General features: G+C 74.9%; 16 protein-coding genes. 4 read left to right on the forward strand and 12 right to left on the reverse strand.

What is annotated here, in order from left to right; all coding sequences use genetic code 11:
• Positions 1–182 precede the first annotated feature (182 nt).
• The 4 genes from J4557_RS16070 (at position 183) to J4557_RS16085 (ending at position 3026) form a co-directional block, all read left to right on the forward strand.
• Complete coding sequence (locus J4557_RS16070) at positions 183–1040, forward strand: helix-turn-helix domain-containing protein (RefSeq protein WP_208267332.1); 858 nt, start codon at positions 183–185, stop codon at positions 1038–1040.
• On the forward strand, positions 1037–1246 hold the full coding sequence (locus J4557_RS16075) for a DUF397 domain-containing protein (protein WP_208267333.1): 210 nt from the start codon (positions 1037–1039) through the stop codon (positions 1244–1246). The genes J4557_RS16070 and J4557_RS16075 overlap by 4 nt, the downstream gene beginning before the upstream one ends.
• A gap of 86 nt (positions 1247–1332) precedes the next feature.
• Positions 1333–2166, forward strand: a complete 834-nt coding sequence (locus J4557_RS16080; RefSeq protein ID WP_208267334.1) for an SAM-dependent methyltransferase — start codon at positions 1333–1335, stop codon at positions 2164–2166.
• 158 nt (positions 2167–2324) lie between these two features.
• Positions 2325–3026: a TetR/AcrR family transcriptional regulator gene (locus J4557_RS16085; RefSeq protein WP_307799854.1), complete on the forward strand. Its 702-nt coding sequence runs from the start codon at positions 2325–2327 to the stop codon at positions 3024–3026.
• 60 nt (positions 3027–3086) lie between these two features.
• Here the strand turns inward: J4557_RS16085 and J4557_RS16090 are convergent, their stop codons facing one another.
• The 12 genes from J4557_RS16090 to J4557_RS16145 all read right to left on the reverse strand — a co-directional run bounded on the left by J4557_RS16090 (position 3087) and on the right by J4557_RS16145 (position 17881).
• A complete protein-coding gene (locus J4557_RS16090; RefSeq protein WP_208267335.1) occupies positions 3087–4499 on the reverse strand; it encodes an MFS transporter in 1413 nt (470 codons plus the stop codon).
• Between the two features lie 126 nt (positions 4500–4625).
• Positions 4626–4967 (reverse strand): monovalent cation/H(+) antiporter subunit G, encoded by a 342-nt coding sequence (mnhG, locus tag J4557_RS16095; protein WP_208267336.1) that lies wholly within the window; start codon positions 4965–4967, stop codon positions 4626–4628.
• Positions 4964–5257 carry an MrpF/PhaF family protein gene (locus J4557_RS16100; RefSeq protein ID WP_208267337.1) on the reverse strand — a complete coding sequence of 98 codons (294 nt, stop codon included), beginning with the start codon at positions 5255–5257 and terminating at the stop codon, positions 4964–4966. The genes mnhG and J4557_RS16100 overlap by 4 nt, the downstream gene beginning before the upstream one ends.
• On the reverse strand, positions 5254–5811 hold the full coding sequence (locus J4557_RS16105; RefSeq protein WP_208267338.1) for a Na+/H+ antiporter subunit E: 558 nt from the start codon (positions 5809–5811) through the stop codon (positions 5254–5256). Before J4557_RS16105 ends, J4557_RS16100 begins: the two co-directional genes overlap by 4 nt.
• Positions 5808–7325, reverse strand: a complete 1518-nt coding sequence (locus J4557_RS16110; protein ID WP_208267339.1) for a Na+/H+ antiporter subunit D — start codon at positions 7323–7325, stop codon at positions 5808–5810. Before J4557_RS16110 ends, J4557_RS16105 begins: the two co-directional genes overlap by 4 nt.
• Complete coding sequence (locus J4557_RS16115) at positions 7322–7879, reverse strand: Na(+)/H(+) antiporter subunit C (RefSeq protein ID WP_208267340.1); 558 nt, start codon at positions 7877–7879, stop codon at positions 7322–7324. The genes J4557_RS16110 and J4557_RS16115 overlap by 4 nt, the downstream gene beginning before the upstream one ends.
• Positions 7879–10722, reverse strand: coding sequence for a Na+/H+ antiporter subunit A (locus J4557_RS16120; RefSeq protein WP_208267341.1), 2844 nt, complete (start codon positions 10720–10722; stop codon positions 7879–7881). The genes J4557_RS16115 and J4557_RS16120 overlap by 1 nt, the downstream gene beginning before the upstream one ends.
• Positions 10723–10912: 190 nt before the next feature.
• A complete protein-coding gene (locus J4557_RS16125; RefSeq protein ID WP_208267342.1) occupies positions 10913–12379 on the reverse strand; it encodes an MFS transporter in 1467 nt (488 codons plus the stop codon).
• Between the two features lie 63 nt (positions 12380–12442).
• Complete coding sequence (locus J4557_RS16130; RefSeq protein ID WP_208267343.1) at positions 12443–13708, reverse strand: oxygenase MpaB family protein; 1266 nt, start codon at positions 13706–13708, stop codon at positions 12443–12445.
• A complete protein-coding gene (locus tag J4557_RS16135; protein ID WP_208267344.1) occupies positions 13705–14946 on the reverse strand; it encodes a PucR family transcriptional regulator in 1242 nt (413 codons plus the stop codon). Before J4557_RS16135 ends, J4557_RS16130 begins: the two co-directional genes overlap by 4 nt.
• Entirely contained in the window at positions 14943–15917 is a 975-nt protein-coding gene (locus tag J4557_RS16140; protein WP_208267345.1) for a hypothetical protein, read from the reverse strand. The genes J4557_RS16135 and J4557_RS16140 overlap by 4 nt, the downstream gene beginning before the upstream one ends.
• A 113-nt stretch (positions 15918–16030) precedes the next feature.
• The gene (locus tag J4557_RS16145) at positions 16031–17881 is read right to left on the reverse strand and encodes a hydroxysqualene dehydroxylase (RefSeq protein ID WP_208267346.1); all 1851 of its coding nucleotides are present in this window, start codon (positions 17879–17881) and stop codon (positions 16031–16033) included.
• Positions 17882–17893 lie beyond the last annotated feature (12 nt).

Here is a 17893-nt window from a genome sequence, read left to right on the forward strand (position 1 = left end):
TCGGGCGACGCTGACTCCCTGCGAAAGACGGTCCTACGCGTGCGGAGCCGTGTCAAGCGCTTCATGTCAATTTACATGACGTGGATCACGGAATGATCATCGGCAAATGCGCAATGATCGCACCCGGCGAACGCTGCATTATGCGGGTTGCACGGTGTGAGGCGGCGGTGTAGACACGGAGCATGACTCCCGGGGACGACGGGCCGGTGCTCTCGGGATGGCTGCTCGGCAACGCCCTCGCCGATGCGCGCAAGGCGTCCGGCGAATCGGTGGCGTCCATCGCACGCGATCTCGGAGTGCATCCGCAGACCGTGAGACGGTGGGAGAACGCCGAGGTCACCCCCAGTGTTCTCGTCCTGCGCGGGCTCTGCACGCATTACGGAGTTCCGCCCGACAAACGGGACGAGCTAGAAGAATTGCGTGAACGGGCGAGCCGGCCGGGCTGGTGGAACGGCAGCGGCGACTGGCCCGACGCCACCGCCGAACTGCTCGGCATGGAGATGGCGGCCGTCCGAATTCGTGCGTGGGACCTGACCGCTATTCCGGGACTCTTGCAGACGCCCGAGTACGCCCGGCAGGTCATCCAGGCCGTCGACCCCAGCGTCTCGCCCACCCGCGTCGACTCCGGCGTCGAGCTGCGGATGGGACGGCAGGCCGAGGTGTTCGGCGCCACCGTCCGCGAGGCCGTCTTCATGATCGACGAGAACGCGCTGGCGCGGATGCCCGGCGGCCCGGCGCTGCGCCGCGCGCAGATCGCCCGGCTGCTGGTGCCGCCGCCCGCCGTGACCATCCAGGTGATGCCGTTCAGCGCCGGGCCGCACCCGGCGCTCGGCTCCTTCATGGCGTTCGACTTCGACTCGGAGGTCATCAGCGCGGGGGTCTTCGTCGAGGGCTCGGTGACCGGGCGCAGCCGGGTCGAGACCGGCGCCGCCGTCGCCCGCTACGAGCAGGTCTGGGCCTGGCTCCAGGCGAAGGCGCTGACCGCGAAACAGACGACCGAGTTCCTCGAGAAGATGATGGAAGGGATAGCCCCGCAATGAGGAATCATGATCTGATTACCCCCGGAACCTGGCGGAAATCGTCGCGGTCGAATGCCGCGCAGGACGCCTGCGTGGAGATCGGCGGCGGCGACCGGGTCATCGGAGTCCGCGACACCAAGGACCGCGACGGCGGAACGCTGGTGTTCGGCAGCGAGACATGGCGCGCATTCGCCGCGCAGGTGAAGGCGGGCCGCTTCGACCTGTGAGCGACTGAAGGCGGGCGAAGGGCACCCGGCGAACCCCGCCGGGGCGCCCTTCTCCCCTTTCCCCCGACCTCTGCCCAAGGAAGACGATGGACACCTACCCCCACCCCAAGGGCGCTTTGAAGAGCGGCCCGGGTGTCGCTTCGGCGGGACGCATTTACGATTACTTCCTCAACGGCCGGCACCACACCCCCGCGGACGAGGAGGCCGCCCGCAAACTCCAGGAGAAGGTCCCGGAACTGCACTACATGGCGCAGGCCAACCGGATATTCCTGCAGCGCGCGGCGGCCGTCATGGCGCGGGCCGGCATCGACCAGTACATCGACCTCGGCTCCGGCATCCCGACGGCCTGGAACACCCACGAGGTCGTCCAGGTCGTCCACCCGGAGGCGCGGGTCGTCTACGTCGACAACGACCCCGTCGTCCTGGACATGTCCCGGGACATGCTGCGCCGCGGCGGCGAGAAGAACGTCGTCTACGTCGACGCCGACATCGCCGACCCCGACTCCGTCATCGCCGACCCCGAGGTGCGGCGGCTCATCGACTTCTCCCGGCCCGTCGGCTACCTGCACGTCGCCATCTGGCACTTCGTGAACCCCGAGCGGGACCCGTGGTCGCTGCTGCGCCGCTACCTCGACGCGGTGCCGTCCGGAAGCTACCTCGCGCTGTCGCACGTCACGGCGGACGGGCAGCGCCCCGACAAGATCGAGCGGTTCAACGAGGTCTACCGGAACGTCACGGCCCGGCTGAACTTCCGCACGTTCGAGGAGATCGACCGGTTCTTCGACGGCTGGGAGTACCTCCCGCCGCACGAGGACGCCCCGGCGGGGCTGTCCTACGTCGACATCTGGGGCAGCAAGAACCCCGCCGAGGCCGACCCGTCGCACACCTGGATCCCCGCCGGAGTGGCCCGCAAGCCCTGACCCGCGGGCCCTCTGGCACGCTCCGCTCGGCGGCCGGGCCGGCGCGCCGCGGCGGTTCGGGGCGCTCGATGGCGCCCGCCGCATTCGGCCGGCCCCGGCGCGGGCCGTCCGTGCCGGTGTACGAGCACGTCAGGGCCAGGTGGACATAAGGTGAACGCGTGTCGGACTCATCGCCGCGCCGGCTGCCCAGAGGGCGCTCGGCGCTGTCCCCCGAGGAAGTGGAACGCATCCAGCGGTCGCGGCTGTGCGCCGCGATGGCCGAGGTGATGGCCGAGAAGGGGTACGTCGCCACCTCGGTGGCGGACGTGCTCCAGCGGTCCGGGGTGTCGCGGCAGAGCTTCTACCAGGTGTTCGACAGCAAGCTCGACTGCTTCATGGCCGCCTTCGACGTCGCGCGGGACCTGCTGGTGCAGCACCTGCTGGAGATGATCGGCGCGGCGGAGGAGGGCCGTCCCGCGGCGGACGGCGCGGCGGACGGGGCGGGCGCGGCCGGCGACCCGATGGACCGTTTCGAGCAGGGCTTCACCGCCTACCTCGAGGCGCTCGCCATCGAGCTGCCCTACACCCGTCTGTTCCTGATCGAGGTGTACGCCGCCGGGCCCGAGGCGATCCGGCGGCGGGCGGACCTGCAGAACATGATCACCGACGTGCTCGCCGACATGCTGGGCGCGCGCGACGAGGCGGGCCGCTTCACCTGCCGGATGATCGTCGCCGCGACCAGCACGCTGGTGACGAACGCGGTCGCCGACAACGACCTGGCGGCGCTGCGCGCGGTCGGCCCGCCGCTCGTGCGGAACGTCCGCACGCTCTGGGAGGCCGGGGCGTTCGGGCACCACCCGGTCCCGGACGCGCCCTCCTGACCGGACGCGCCCTCCTGACCGGACGCGCCCTCCTGACCGGACGCGCCGTCCCGGCGGGGGTCAGCGGCGCGATTCCGCCATGCCGGGCCGTCCGGCGCCGCTGCGGACGCCTCGCGGGACCGACAGGGCGAGGAGCGCGCCGAGCGTGTACGCGGCGCCCGCGACGAGCATGGCGGTGCGCAGCCCCTCGGTGAAGCGCGCCGCGCCTCCCGCGACGAACGCGCCGAGCAGCGCGATGCCGACGGCGCCGCCGACCTGCCGCGCGGCGTTGAGCGTCCCGGACGCGATCCCGGTGCGTCCCGGCGGCGCGCCCTCCACGACGGCCGCGGTCGCGGCGGGCATCGTGAACGAGATGCCGAACCCGGTCGCCGCCATCGGCGCCACGAGCACCGCGTACGGGATCGAGCGGGTCGCGGCGGTGAGGGCGAGGAACCCCGCGGCGCCGGCCGCCATGCCCGCGACCATCGGGAGGCGCGGCCCGCCGCGTGCGGTCACCCGCCCGCCGAGCCACGACCCGAACGCGATGAGCCCGGTCTGCGGCAGCAGCGCCAGGCCCGTCTCCAGCGGCGAGTAGCCGCGGACCTCCTGGAAGTAGAGGGTCAGCACGAACAGCTGCCCGTAGAAGCCGAGGTTCATCAGCCCGCCGACGGCCGTCGCCGCGGTCAGCTCGCGGTTCCGGAACAGCGACGGCGGCAGCATCGGCGCCCGCACCCGCGCCTCGGTGACGGCGAACACCGCGGTCGCCGCGGCGAACAGCGCGAACCCGCCGACGACGAGCGGATCGCCCCAGCCGGACCGGCCCGCCCGCACCATCGCCGCGGTGAGCGAGAGCAGCGCGACGGCGCCGGTCACCTGACCCGGCACGTCCAGCCGGTCGCCGGCGCGCCCGGCGGCCCCGGCGGTCCCGGCGCGGACCCAGTGCGCCGTCAGCAGCGTCCCGGCCAGCCCGACCGGGACGTTGACGAAGAAGATCCAGCGCCAGCCGAGCGCGGCCGTCAGCACCCCGCCGAGCAGCGGCCCCGCCCCGGACGCGAACCCGCCGACCATGGCCCAGACGCCGATCGCGCGGGCCCGGGCGCGCCGGTCCCCGTAGCTGCCCTGCAGCAGCGCGAGTGACGACGGCACCAGCAGCGCGGCGCCGACGCCCTGCACGACGCGCGCGCCGACGAGCACGTCCAGCCCGGTCGCGAACCCGCACGCCGCGGACGCCAGGACGAACAGCGCGAGGCCCGACTGGAAGACGCGCAGGCCGCCGAACCGGTCGCCCAGCCAGCCCGCCGACAGCAGCAGCCCGGCGAACACCACCGTGTACCCGTCGACGACCCACTGCAGGCCGGACACCGACGCGCCGAACTCGCGGCCGAGGCGGGGCAGCGCGACGTTGACGATCGTCGCGTCCACGATCACCATGAACCAGCCGAAGCTGATCGCGATCAGCGGGCGCCACGGGAAGCCGGTCTCGCCGCCGCTCATGCCCCGTCCCTCCGTGGGTCGCCGTCCGCGCTTGTGTTGCCGCCCGCGCCGCCGCCAAACGGGACCGGCCGCGCCGGTGCTCGTGCCTCCCGGTCCGCCGGGGTCGGCCGTCGCCGCCCGCCGGGCTCAGCCGTCGCCGGGCGATTCGAGGGCGCGCTCCAGCTCGTCGGTGTGCAGCAGCTCGCGGTCGACGTGGCCGGTGCGGTAGGCGGCGCGCCCGACCAGGTGCGCCGCGACCGGGACGGTGACGATCTGCAGCAGCGCGACCAGCACCAGCGAGGTGAGCACCTCGATGGTCGGGAACCGGACGCCGACGCCGGCCAGCACCAGCAGCAGCCCGACGGCCTGCGACTTCGTCGCCGCGTGCATCCGGGTGAACAGGTCGGGCAGCCGCAGCAGGCCGAGCCCGGCGCTGAGCGAGGCGCCCGCGCCGAGCAGCAGGAACGCCGCGGTGAGCGCCGTCCTCACGCGTCCGCCCCCCGGTCCGTCCCGTCCGGCGGCGGGGCGCGGTGGGTGAGGAACCGGGCGACCGCGACCGAGCCGACGAAGGCGAGCAGCGACAGGGCCAGCAGCGTCGGCATCACCCAGGTGTCGCCGTCGGCGACCGCGGACGCCCCCAGCCCCGCCATGATCACGGCGAGCAGGACGTCCAGCGCCATCGCCCGGTCGAGCATCGACGGGCCCCGGACGATCCGGACGAGCGTGCACGCGGCGGCGAGGGACAGCACCGCCGCCACCGCGACGAGCACGGCGGTCATGACCCGTCCTCGGCGAGGGCGCGCAGGTCGTCGCGGGTGCCGAAGGCCCGGACGGTCCGGCGTTCGAGCGCCTGCACGTCCCGCCGGGCCTTCTCCACGGCCGCGTCGTCGGCGGCGCCGAGGACGTGCAGGAACAGCGTCGCGTCGGAGTGCCGGACGTCCAGCACCAGCGTGCCGGGCGTCGCCGACAGCGAGATCGCCATGATGGTGAGGATGAGGTCGGAGCGGGTGCGCAGCGGGACCGCGATGACCGAGTTGCGCTTGGCCCGGCCGCGCCCGCCCGCCGCCTGCCACGCCAGCGGCCCGGCGCTGTGCAGCAGGTCGGCGGCCGCGCGCAGCACGAACACGGCGAGCCCGGCGGGTCTCAGCCGCAGCTGCGGGCCGACCGGCGGGAGCGGGAACGCCAGTTGCAGCAGCGCGGCGAGGACCAGCCCGGACAGCAGGTTCGCGACGGTCGGCCGGTCCCACAGCAGCATCCACACGAGCGTCAGCCAGACGACCGCGGACAGCCGGATCGCGCGGTGGCGTCCGACCGGGACGGTGAACCTTCTCAAGTGGCGCCTCCCGACGGGAACACGGCGTGCGTGTAGGTCTGCGGGTTCAGCAGCTCGGCGGCGGCGCGCTCGCACAGCGCGTACAGCGGGCCGCCCGCGGCGGTGTAGGCGAGGCTGAGGACGACGAGCGCGGCGCTCCCGGCGACCATCGCGGCGGGCAGCCGCGCAGCGCGCGCGCCTTGCGGGAAGTCGTCCGGCGGGGCGCTCCAGAACGCCTGGTTCCACACCTTCACCAGCGAGTACAGGGTGAGCAGGCTCGTCACCACGGCGCCCGCGACGAGGACGTCCACCAGCGGCCCGCCCTGCGCGAGGCCCGCCCGCAGCAGCCCGAGCTTGCCGAGGAACCCCGACAGCGGCGGGATCCCGCCGAGGTTCATCGCCGGGACGAAGAACAGCACGCCGACCAGCGGCGCGGTGCGCGCGAGCCCGCCGAGCCGGGCCAGCGACGTCGTGCCGCCGCGCCGGTCGATCAGCCCGGCGACCAGGAACAGGGTCGTCTGGATCGTGATGTGGTGCAGGACGTAGAAGACGGTCGCGGCGAGTCCCGCCGCCGAGTCCAGCGCCACCCCGAAGACCATGTAGCCGATATGGCTCACCAGCGTGAACGACAGCAGCCGCCGCACGTCGATCTGCACCATCGCGCCGAGCACCCCGGCGAGCATGCTCAGCAGCGCCGCGGCCAGCAGCACCCGGCGCAGGTGGCCGCCCGGGAACAGCAGCGTCTCGGCCCGGATCACCCCGTACACGCCGATCTTGGTGAGCAGGCCGGCGAACACGGCGCTGACCGGGGTCGGCGCGGACGGGTAGGAGTCGGGCAGCCACATCGACAGCGGGAACACCGCCGCCTTCACCGCGAACGCGGTCAGCAGCGTCACCTCGGCGATCCGGGCGACCGGGCCGGGCAGCTCGGCGATCCGCCAGGACAGCTGCGCCATGTCGACGGTGCCCGTCGCCGCGTACAGCACGGCGATGGCGACGAGGAACAGCATCGACGACAGCAGGGCGACGATGATGTAGGTCGTCCCGGCGCGGACGCGGGCCATGGTGCCGCCGAGCGTCACCAGCACGTAGCTGGCCATCAGCATCATCTCGAACCCGACGAACATGTTGAACAGGTCGCCGGCGAGGAACGCGTCGCAGACCCCGGCGGTCAGCAGCAGGTAGGACGGGTGGAACACCGACAGCGGCGTCTCCCGGTGGCGTTCGGCGACGTCCTGCCCGAACGCGTACACCAGCACGCACAGGGTGACGGCGGACGACACGGCGAGCATCACCGCCGACAGCCGGTCCGCGACCAGCGTGATGCCGACCGGCGCGGGCCAGCCGCCGAGCCGCACGGCCTGCGGGCCGTACCGGTCGGCGCGGACCAGCAGCGCGACCGCGACGCCGAGCACCGCGGCGAGCGCGGCGATGCTGATCGCGCGTTTCAGCAGCGGGCGCCGCGGCCCGATGAGGATCTTGACGCCGGCGGCGAGGACGGGCAGCAGCACCGGCAGCGGGACGAGCGCGTTCACCGGCCGTCCCGCCCCGGCCGGTGCTCGCGGCGGCCATTGCGGCGGCCATTGCGGCGGGTGCCGCGCGGGACGTCGCGGGGGACGCCGCCGGGGAAGTCGCTGTCGGGCTCCTCGCGGGCGCCGAGCTCGGACGGGTCGGCGACGGCGCGCCGCTCGCGCTCGGCGCGCAGCCCGACGTCGTCCTCGCTCTCCCGGCGCACGCGCAGGTCCTCGATGTCGTCGCGGACGTCGTCGTCGCCGCTGAGCCGCCCGTCGCGGTAGGCGATGGCCAGCACGAACGACGCCGACGCCAGCGAGATCACGATCGCGGTGAGGATCATCGCCTGCGGCAGCGGGTCGCTGAGCGCGCGGTGCGGGCCGCCGTGCGGGCCGCGGCCGGTGAGGATCGGTGCGGCGCCGGCCGGGCCGCCCGACGTGAGGATCAGCAGGTTCACCCCGTTGCTGAGCACCAGCACCCCGACGACCAGCCGGGACAGGCTGCGCTCCAGCAGCAGCACGACGCCGGCGGCGACGAGCGTCCCGCCGGTCGCGGCGAGCACCAGCGACGGGCTCATCAGCCGGCCCCCTCGCCGGTGCGGCGCGCCCCGCTCCGCCGGTCGGCCTCGGCCTGCCGGTCGACCTCGGCGCCGAGCACGGTCAGCACGGTGAGGACGAGCCCGATGACGATCAGGTAGACGCCGATCTCGAACAGCAGCGACGTGGCCAGGTGGACGTGGCCGAGCAGCGGCAGGTGCGCGTCCACGGACGCGCTCTCCAGCACCGTGCCGCCCCAGGCCAGGCCGCCGAGCGCGGTCCCGGACACGGTGACCGCGCCCGCGCCGAGCAGCGCGCCCGGCGGAACGGGCGCCGCCTCCCGCAATTCGAACGGGCCGCCCGCGAGGTAGCGGACGGCGAGCGCGAGCCCCGCGACGATGCCGCCCGCGAACCCGCCGCCGGGCGCGGAGTGCGCGGTGAACAGCAGGAACAGCGAGTACAGCAGCACGGTGTGGAAGATCGTCCGGGCGACGACCTCGAACACGATGGAGCGCCGTTCGGCGGCGAGCGTGGATCCGGCCGCGAGCCAGCCGGCGGGCGGGGCCTCGTCCAGCGCGGTGATCTCCTCGACGCCCCACACGCCGGCGCCGGAGCCGGGCGGGGGCGGCGCCGACACCGGCCGCCGCGCGAAGACCATGCTGGTCACGCCGAGGGCGGCGAGCGCGATGACGACGCTCTCGCCGAAGGTGTCCCAGGCGCGCAGGTCGACCAGCGTCAGCGCGACGATGTTGCCGCCGCCGGCCTCCCGGGCGGCGCCGGGGTAGGCGACGGAGACGGGCACGGCGTGGCGGGCCCGCGCCGCGAGCAGCGTGACGGCGGTCGCGGTGAGCCCGGCCAGCGCACCGACCGCCAGGTGGACGGTGCGCTGCGCGGGGGAGCGCGTCGAGAACCGGGCGGGCAGCCGCCGCAGCACCAGCACGAAGACGATCAGGCTCGCGGTCTCGACGAGGAACTGGGTGAGCGCCAGGTCGGGCGCGCCCTGCAGGACGAACAGCGTGGCGACCCCGAACCCGGACGCGCCGGACAGCACGACGGTCTGGCCCCGGTCGCGCGCCCGGATCGCGGCGGCCGCCGCGATGACGGTGAGCAGCGCGACGAGCGCCTGCGCGGGGGAGTCCCAGATCCGTTCGCCGAGCGGGTCCGGCCACGGCAGGCCCGTCACGACGGCGCCGCCCGCCAGGCCGACCGCGACGAGCAGGATGATCAGCAGGTAGTCGGGCAGCGACCCGCGCTGCACGGTCCCGGTGAGCTGCAGCGCGAACGTGCTGAGCCCGTGCATGAACCGCAGGTAGACCTGCTCCGGCTCGAAGAACTGCGGGACGCGCGCGATGCTGCGTCCCAGCGCGAACAGCGCGGCGCCCACCGCCAGCGACACCGCGGTGAGCAGCAGCGGCACGCCGAACCCGTGCCACGCCGACAGGTGGTAGCCGCCGTGCCGCGTCACCGGGAACGGCGCGGCCTCCCGGCCGATCGGCGCGTCCAGCCGCGCGGCGAGGAGCCCGACGACGACGCCCGCCGCCGCGAGCAGCACCACCGGCGCGAGCAGCAGGACCCCGGGACGGTGCACTTCGCGCGGCGCGACGCCCTCCTTGCGCGCGAACGCGCCCCACAGGAACCGCAGGCTGTACGCGGCGGTCAGCGCGGACCCCACCGCGAGCAGGACGAGCAGTCCGGTGCCGCCGCCGAGGAACGCCTCGTACGCGGCCTCCTTCCCGGCGAACCCGAGCGTCGCCGGGACGCCCGCCATCGACGCCGCCGCCGCGATCGCCGCCCCGGACAGCACCGGCGTCTCGCGCCCGAGCCCGGACAGCTTCCGCAGGTCGCGCGTCCCGGTCGAGTGGTCGACCACCCCGACCGCGAGGAACAGCGCCGACTTGAACAGGGCGTGCGCGAGCAGGATCGTGAACCCCGCCAGCGCCGCGACCCGGTTCCCGGCGCCGACCAGCACGATCATGAAGCCGAGCTGGCTGACGGTCCCGTAGGCGAGCAGCAGCTTCAGGTCGTGCTCGCGCAGGGCCCGCCATCCGGCCAGCAGCATCGTCGCGATCCCGCAGCCCAGCACGACCGGCCGCCACCCGGCCGTCCCGGCGAACGCGGGCGCGAGCCGCGCCACGAGGAACACGCCCGCCTTCACCATCGCGGCGGCGTGCAGGAACGCGCTGACCGGCGTCGGCGCGGCCATCGCCCCCGGCAGCCACAGCCCGAACGGGACGATCGCCGACTTCGACAGCGCGCCGACGAGGATCAGCGCGACCGCCGCCGTCGCGGTGCCCCCGCCGGGCGGCGCCGCGACGATCGCCGACAGCCGGTCGGTGCCCGCCGCCTGCCCGAGCAGGAGGAGCCCGACCAGCATCGCCAGCCCGCCGAACGTGGTGATGACGATCGCCTGCGTCGCCGCGCGCCGCGCGATGCCGCGCTCCGCGTCGTACCCGATGAGCAGGTACGACAGGACGGTCGTCAGCTCCCAGAACACGTACAGCAGGACGAGGTCGTCGGCCAGGACCAGCCCGAGCATCGCGGCGCCGAACCCGACCAGCTCCCCGGCGAACGCGCCGAGCTTCGGCTCGGCGCCGGTGAAGTAGCGGCCGCAGTACAGCACGATCAGGGCGCCGACTCCGCCGATGATGACCATCATCATCCAGGTCAGCGGGTCGGAGCGCAGGAACAGGTGCAGGCCGAGGCCGGGGATCCACGACCACGACTCGGTGCGCGGCGCGCCGCCGCGCAGCCACGGCCACGCCGCCCATCCGGCGGCCGCGGCGAGCACCGCCGCCAGCGGCGGGAACGCGCCCCGCCCGAGGGCCCGCACGAGCACCGGCGCCGCCGCCGCGGCCGCGCAGTACGCGGCGAGCAACAGCAGCAATGAAGCCCCAGCAGGAGTGGACGGCGAACCGGCGGTCACGCATGGTGATCGGATCGTGCTGGACCGTCACACTAGTGCTCCGGGAAGGCGCCGCCACGCTCTCCGGCCCGCGGACACGATTGCTTTACCCGCACGTGCCGCCGGGGCCGCCGGGGCCGTCGGGTCGGGTGGCCGGGGTCAGGTGCCGGGGTCAGGTGCCGGGGTCGGGTAACGGCCCGGCGCCCGGCCCGGAGCCCGCGGAGGACAGCGGGACGCGCGCCGCGAACGGGACGCTCACCAGGGCGAACGCGGCGGCCAGCCCGAACGCCGTCAGCCAGCCCGCGCGCCCGGAGCCCACGAGGATGAGGACGGCCGCGCTCGCCTGGCCGCCGAGCCCGCCGCCGACCCGCCGGACGGTGCTGTTCACCGAGGTCGAGACGCCCGCGTGCTCCCGGTCCGCCGTCACGTTGACGAGCGTGCCGCCGGCGCTGATCGTCAGCCCGGCACCGCAGCCGATCACGAACACCGCCGCGAGGAACGCCGGGCGCGAGGCCCCGCCGACCAGCCCGCACGCCGCCGTCCCCGCCGCGAGCGCGGCCATCCCCGCGGCCAGCGGCCGGCGCGGGGTCCCGCCCTTCTGCAGCGTCCGCGCCGCGGGACCGCCGAGGATCTGCCCCAGCGCCAGCGGCAGCAGGTACAGCCCGACCGCGGAGGTGCCCGCGCCGAACCCCTCACGGCCGTTCCCGACGAACTGCGGCACCAGGTAGAACGTCCCGAACAGGGCGTAGCCGATCGCGACCGTGACCCCGTTCGTCCACACCTGCGCCGGGGACCGGAGCGTCCGCAGGTCGATCAGCGGCTCGGCCACCCGGTTCTCGCGGCGGAACCAGAGCGCGCCCGCCGCGAGCCCCGCCGCGATCAGCCCGCCCGGCACCGCCCACTCCGCCCCCTTCGACCGCGGCAGCAGCGTCAGGCCGACCAGCACCAGCGCGAGGACGGCGCTGAGCAGCAGCGCGCCCGGCACGTCCAGCGCCCCGCCCGACGGACCGGGCCTCGACGGCACCCACCGCACCACCATCGGCAGGGCGAGCGCCACCACGGCGGCGCCGGCCGCGAACACCAGGTGCCACGAGACCGCCTCGGTCAGCGCACCGGCCGTCGCGAAGCCCAGCGCCGTCCCGATCCCGAACGCGCCGGTCAGCACCCCGGTGGCCGCTCCGACCCGGCCGCGCGGGAACTCCTCGCGGACGATCGACAGCGACAGCGGGAACACCGCGCCGCCGATGCCCTGCACCGCCCGCGCCGCGATCAGCACGACCGGCGCCGGCGCGGCGGCCGCCGCGACCGATCCGGCGAGGAAGAACCCGAGGCCGACCAGCAGCATCGCGCGGCGCCCGCGCCGGTCGGCGAGCCGTCCGAGCACGGGCGTCGCGACCGTCGCGACCAGCAGGTAGCCGCTGAGCAGCCACGCGCCCCACGCCTGCGAGATCCCGACCTCCCGCTCGATCACCGGGATCACCGGGACGACCGCGGTCTGCTGGTAGGCGAACGCGACGTCCGCGAGCGCGAGCGCGGCGAGCGCCCGGCGGTGCGCGCCCCGGCTCCGCGCGGCGTCCGGGCTTCGCGCTGCGTCCGGGCGCGGCGAGGTGGCCCGGCGACCCGTTCCGAGACGTCCCATCCCCGGATACCTGCCCGCCGGTCCCCGGCCAAACGGCGGGCGGGTGCCCGCCCGCGCGCCGTGTCAGGCGGTTTCCGCGTCGAGCGCCCGGCCGCCGGCGGGGGAGCCGAGCGCGTCGTGGCGGCTGTGCGTGCGGTCGGCGCGCTGCTCGGCGACCATCCGCCGGATCAGCGCGGCGCGGCGGCGCTGCCCGGCCCGCTCGCTGAGCCGCGTCGCGCCCGGGACCAGCCGCCGGACGGTCTCCAGCGCGAAGACGCCCGCGGCGGTGCCGAGCACGGCGGCCCGGGAGGCGCGGCTGTCGGGCGCGCCGAGATGGTCGGCGTTGCGCCTGCCGAGGACGATGCGGCTGTAGGAGAACAGGTAGTTCGTCAGGACGCGCCGCGCGGTGGCCGAGTCCTTCAGGGCGGGCGGGAGCAGCAGCGGCGCGGCGGCGTCCATCAGCGCCCGGCCCAGCCGCCGCGAATCGTCGTCCGGCCTGAACTCGGTGGCGGACTCCAGCCAGAGCAGCCGCCACGCGTCCGCCTCGCTCGCCGGGACCAGGTCCGGATGGACGCCCATCAGGTGCCCGACGTACCGCCACAGGTGGAGCGCGGCGGCCCGGTCGGCGGCGGAGAACCGCAGCCCGAGCGCGCGCGAGCCGAGCAGCATGACCAGCGAGAACAGCAGCAGCGTGCCGGTCAGCTGCACCTGGTTGATCGGCGCGTCCCAGGCGTCCGCGTCCCAGTCCGCGCGCCGCGCCATCGCGGCGCGGACCTGCGCGTGCATGATCCGGACCCGCAGCGTCTGCGTGAAGCCGGCGTCGAAGCGCCCGAGCCCGCCCGGCGTGGTGACGTCCACCCACCAGCTCGCGGTCTCCGCCAGCCGCCGGGGCGCCATCGAGTCGAGCTCCCCGGTCCGCAGCAGGGTCTTGTTCGCGCGGGACGCCAGGTAGCCGCCGTACAGCGAGGCGCACGGCATCACCACGGCGAGCCCGAGCAGCCCGGTGCGGCCGATCACCCCGGCGCCGCGCCGGACCAGGTCGGGGTCCAGCCAGTACGGGACGGTGTCGACCGCCGCGAAGAACTCCACCAGCTCGGGCGGCGGGTCGTCCAGCGTGCCGATGCCGTGCCGGAGGGCCTGCTCGAACAGGCGGCGGCCGGTGCCGCCGGGCAGCCGGGAGAACATCTCCGCCACCGCGTCGGCGAGCGGGTCGCCCGCCTCGGCGTACGAGCGGAACGCCGCGAGCTGCGCCGGCGTCGCCCGGATGTCACCCGGAGCGAACAGCCGCAGCGTCAGTGTCCACGGGCGCCGGGTCATCCATTTCGGGTGCGGCAGGCGTTCCTCGGTCATGTCGTCCTTTCGGTCGTGGGGCCGCCGGACGCGACGTCCGGCAGCAGCCGCCAGGCGTGCAGCGCCATGAGGTAATCCAGGGCGTGCGCGGGGTCGTACAGGTCGGGGCCGAACAGCGGTTCCACCGCCCGGATCCGGTTCCGGACGGTCTGCGGGTGCGCGTGGAGCCGGGCGGCGGTGATGCTGCCGTTGAAGCCGCACTCGAAGTAGGCGAGCAGCGTCTCCACCATCCGCGGACGCTGCGCGGGGCGGAGCCGCCGCAGCGGCGCGAGCCTGCGCTCGGCGAGGCGCCGTGTCAGCTCCGGGTCCTGGACGAGCAGCAGCGTGGGGATGTGCTCGCCGACGTGCACCGGGGCGCCGCCGTCGAGCATGCCGGACGGCAGCAGCTCGAGCCCGCGGCGGGCCAGCCGCAGCGACAGCGCGGCCCGGCCGATCTCGACGGGCGGGCCGACGACGGCGGGGTGGTCGCCGAGCATCGTCTCCAGCACGGCGCGGCGTCCGGGCCCGGCCGGGTCGGGGAAGACCAGGCAGGGGACGTCGCGGTGCAGCCCGGACAGCACGTTCGGCGGCAGGAACCTCGGCGGCGCGGTGGGGCGGCGCCGGGCGTCGACGGCGATCGCGGCGACCGTCCGGGGGAGCGTCCAGCCCGCGCGGGCGGCGGCGTCCCGCAGCTCGTGCGGGGCGCAGCCGGGGCCGAGGAGCAGGTCGGCGAGGCGGCGGTGCTCCGGCCCGGCGGCTCCGGCGCGGCGGGCGCCGGCGGACCGGTGCCCGTCCGCGGCCGCTCGCTGCACCTGGTCGGCGCAGGTGAGGCCGAGCCGGACGAGCGTCCCGCCGAGCCGCGGCGTGACCCCGGCGCCGAGCCGGAACACCTGCTCGGCGAGCCGCCCGGCGACCACGCCGGTGGCGACGGTCAGCGCGGCCCGCAGGTCCTCCGGGGAGCGTCCGGCGCACGCCTCCGCCTCGCCGAGCCGCCGGAACGCGTCGAGGACCGCGGGCGCCGGTTCGGCCGGTTCGGCGCGCGGGTCGAGGAAGCCGGAGAGCGCCGCGGCGATGGCCGTGTACAGCGGATCGGGATCGCCGGGCCCCTCGCCCCACTCGTAGGCGAGGACCCTTCCGCGGGCCGCGCCGGCCGCCTGCTCCGCGATCTCCGGGATCGTGCGGCGCAGGCGCCAGAGCGTCCGCGCGTCCGGGACGCGGGCGGGCGGGACGCGGTGCGGCGAGGTCGCGGGTGCGGTCATCGGGCGGTCGGTGCGCGGTGCAGCCGGGCGGGGGACGGCCGGCGCTCGTGGTGGGGGACGGCGGCGATCCCCAGGACCGACAGCGCCAGCGCCACCGCGAGCTCGGTGGACGCGCCGTCCGGCCACGGCTCCCGGAAGAGCAGGGTGCCGACGAGCAGCAGGTACGTCTTGGCGGTCGCGGTGGCGACCAGCCCGACGACGACCAGCCGGCAGCGCTGGAGGGCGATCTGGAGCTGGCCGAGCGCGAGCGGCGCGGTGACGGCGAACAGGGCCGGGTAGGCGTAGGCGACCGGCGTGAGCGGGTGCCCGAGCCGGGCGGCGGCGCCCTTGAGCATCAGCTCGGCGGTGCCGGTGAGCAGCCCGACGTCGATGGCGAGCGCGACGCCGGTCAGCGGGCGGGCGTGCGCGCCCTTGCGCTTGAGGTCGGCGGCGAGGAACGCGGCGCACGGGACCAGCAGCGACAGCGCCGCGACGGACCCGAGCAGCCACGGCGGGACGGCGGCGCCCGCCCCGGGGCCCGCGCCGGCGCCGGGCGCCCCGGCGGCCGAGGTGAGCACCGTCGCGCCGCCGGCCGCCTCCGGGGGCGCGATGCGCGGGCCGCCGGCCGCCGCGTCCGCGAACAGCGCGGTCGCGGCGGCGAGGACCACCACGCAGCCCCATTCGCGGAGCGTGAGCCGCTCGCCCATGACCGGGACGGCCAGCACGATCAGCAGGCCGACCCCGGCGAGGAACATCGGCTGCGCCGCCACCAGGGTGAGGCCGGTCAGCGACGCGGCCTGGACGCACGCGCCCACCGCGACGACGGTGCCGCCGGCGAGCCACGTCCGGTCGGTGAGCAGCGTGCGGGCGAGGTGGACGGGGCGGTCTCCGGCGAGCGGCGGCATGCCGGAGGCCGCGATCTTGAGGAAGGTGAGGCCGGTGAAGTAGATGCCGGTGGAGAGGACGGCGAGGGCCTGGTACTGCGCTTGCATGGCAGAGCCTTCCGTGCCGCCCGCGGCCCGGCCGGTCGGCGCGCTGGACCGGGCCGCGGGCGGCGGCTCAGGGGGTGGGGAACCGGTGGACCTCGGGGGTCACGGCCGGGCCGTCACGGCTTGGCCGGGTCGTAGAGGTCGAAGGCGTTCGGCTGGCCGGCCTTGTAGCGCCGGTCATCGTCGTCGTAGAAGCCCTGGAACTCCTTGGGCAGGTACAGGTTGAAGATCTTGGCGGGCGTGCCGCCGGCGCCGGAGGCGTCCAGGATCGCGTTGGCGGCCTTGCGGCCGGCGGTGTTCGCGCCCTCCATCGTGGCGAGGTTGATGTCGGCGCGGACGTAGTCGGAGGCGAGGAACAGGTTCGGCAGCGCGGTGGCCGCCTCGGGCCGGTAGTTCCACGAGCCCGGCTTGTTGATCATCAGCGGCTCGTCGTTGGCGACCTGCGAGGTGCCGTTGCCGGTGATGGCGGGGTCGATGAAGTACGAGTGGATGTTGGCGTCGTTGAGCACGACCGGGCCCCACGGGATCGCCCGGCGCAGCTGCTCCTTGACCTCGTTGAAGATCTGGTCGGACGTGCACTCGCGGGCGGTCTTGCCGTAGAGGACGCCCTGGGTGTCCCAGGACGACAGGTCGATCGACAGGCAGTCGTTGACCTCGCCGTTGCCGTAGGTGGTGCCGAACTTCTTCTTCCAGAACTGGGCCTGGCTGATGGAGGTGAGCGCCCACGGCTGCCCGGCGTAGGCGACGTGCCCCTTGGCCAGGTCGATCGGCTGGCGCAGGTAGATCATGATCCCGTTCATCCAGTCGGTGGTGATCTGCGCCAGGTTCTTCAGGTTCGGGTCGGCGGCCAGGATCTGGTCGTTGAGCAGCGGGACGGCGCGCTCGACCGGGACCGCCAGGACGTAGTAGTCGGCGTCCACGGCGGTGGTGCCGCCGCTGCCGGTGACCTGCGCGCCGCTGATCTGCTTGTCGGTGACGTCGAGCCGGGTGAGGGTCGCGTCGGACTGGAACGTGACGCCGAGCGACTTGAGGTAGGCCACCCACGGGTCGATGAGCGCCTCGTTGGTGGGGGCGTTGAGCAGCCGGTCGGGGGCCTTGTAGCCGCCGAGGCCGAGGGTGCTGTAGACCCAGGCCTCGGCCATCAGGCCCATGGTGTGCGCGTTGGCCTTGGTCGGCTTGGCGGCGACGAGGGTGCCGGTGAACATCTGCACCAGCAGCTCGTTGTAGGGCTTGTCCATCTTCTCGGCGTGCACCATCTCCGAGAAGCTCATGTTCTCCCACTGGTTGTACCTGCGCAGCGGGCCGCTGGTGACGAACGCGATCATCTTCTGCAGGAAGTAGCCGACCTCCCACAGCTGGACCTTGCCGGCGACGTTGAGGGCGGTGGACAGGAACGCCAGCAGCGAGTCCGGGCTGAGCGTGCCCTCGATGCTGCCGCGGGCGGGCAGCACCATCTTGGTGCCGCCGTAGAACGCGGCGACCTCGGTCCCGGCGACGAGGTTGTCGAACGCCTTGCCGCCGCCGGGCAGGGGGATCCGGCTCATCGTGTCGGGCAGGTTCTGGTAGAAGCCGGGGAAGAACCGGAACCCGTGCTCGGCCGGCAGGTCCTGGCGCCCCCCGCTCCCGGTGTTGGGAACGGGCATGCTGCGGCACTTGCCGCCCCATGCCTTCCGCTCGTAGATCGTGACGTCGAACCCGCGCTCGGCGAGCTCGTGGGCGGTGGACAGCCCGCCCATCCCGCCGCCGAAGATCGCCACGCGGCGGCCGGACTGGGCGGCGCGCCCGATCCGGGGGGCGCGTCTCGCGGCGGGGGCCGCGGCCTGCGCGCGGCCGGTGCCGAGGACGCCGGCGGCGGCGACCGCGCCGGCCGCGGCGAGCGCTCCGGTGACGAACTGGCGGCGGCCGACGCCCTCCTTCTGCTGCTCGCTTGCGGACGGCCCGGTCTGCGATGGAGTCGTGTCCTCCACGGCGCACTCCTT

It is taken from the genome of Actinomadura nitritigenes (assembly GCF_017573545.1).
GTDB lineage: Bacteria > Actinomycetota > Actinomycetes > Streptosporangiales > Streptosporangiaceae > Spirillospora > Spirillospora nitritigenes.

Excerpts from the sequence above, each read along its gene's own strand:
- J4557_RS16090 (WP_208267335.1), bottom strand. The coding sequence starts at position 4,499 with ATGAGCGGCGGCGAGACCGGCTTCCCGTGGCGCCCGCTGATCGCGATC.
- J4557_RS16130 (WP_208267343.1), bottom strand. The coding sequence starts at position 13,708 with ATGACCGAGGAACGCCTGCCGCACCCGAAATGGATGACCCGGCGCCCG.
- J4557_RS16080 (WP_208267334.1), top strand. The coding sequence starts at position 1,333 with ATGGACACCTACCCCCACCCCAAGGGCGCTTTGAAGAGCGGCCCGGGT.
- J4557_RS16100 (WP_208267337.1), bottom strand. The coding sequence starts at position 5,257 with ATGACCGCCGTGCTCGTCGCGGTGGCGGCGGTGCTGTCCCTCGCCGCC.
- J4557_RS16135 (WP_208267344.1), bottom strand. The coding sequence starts at position 14,946 with ATGACCGCACCCGCGACCTCGCCGCACCGCGTCCCGCCCGCCCGCGTC.
- J4557_RS16125 (WP_208267342.1), bottom strand. The coding sequence starts at position 12,379 with ATGGGACGTCTCGGAACGGGTCGCCGGGCCACCTCGCCGCGCCCGGAC.
- J4557_RS16140 (WP_208267345.1), bottom strand. The coding sequence starts at position 15,917 with ATGCAAGCGCAGTACCAGGCCCTCGCCGTCCTCTCCACCGGCATCTAC.
- J4557_RS16075 (WP_208267333.1), top strand. The coding sequence starts at position 1,037 with ATGAGGAATCATGATCTGATTACCCCCGGAACCTGGCGGAAATCGTCG.
- J4557_RS16115 (WP_208267340.1), bottom strand. The coding sequence starts at position 7,879 with ATGAGCCCGTCGCTGGTGCTCGCCGCGACCGGCGGGACGCTCGTCGCC.
- J4557_RS16070 (WP_208267332.1), top strand. The coding sequence starts at position 183 with ATGACTCCCGGGGACGACGGGCCGGTGCTCTCGGGATGGCTGCTCGGC.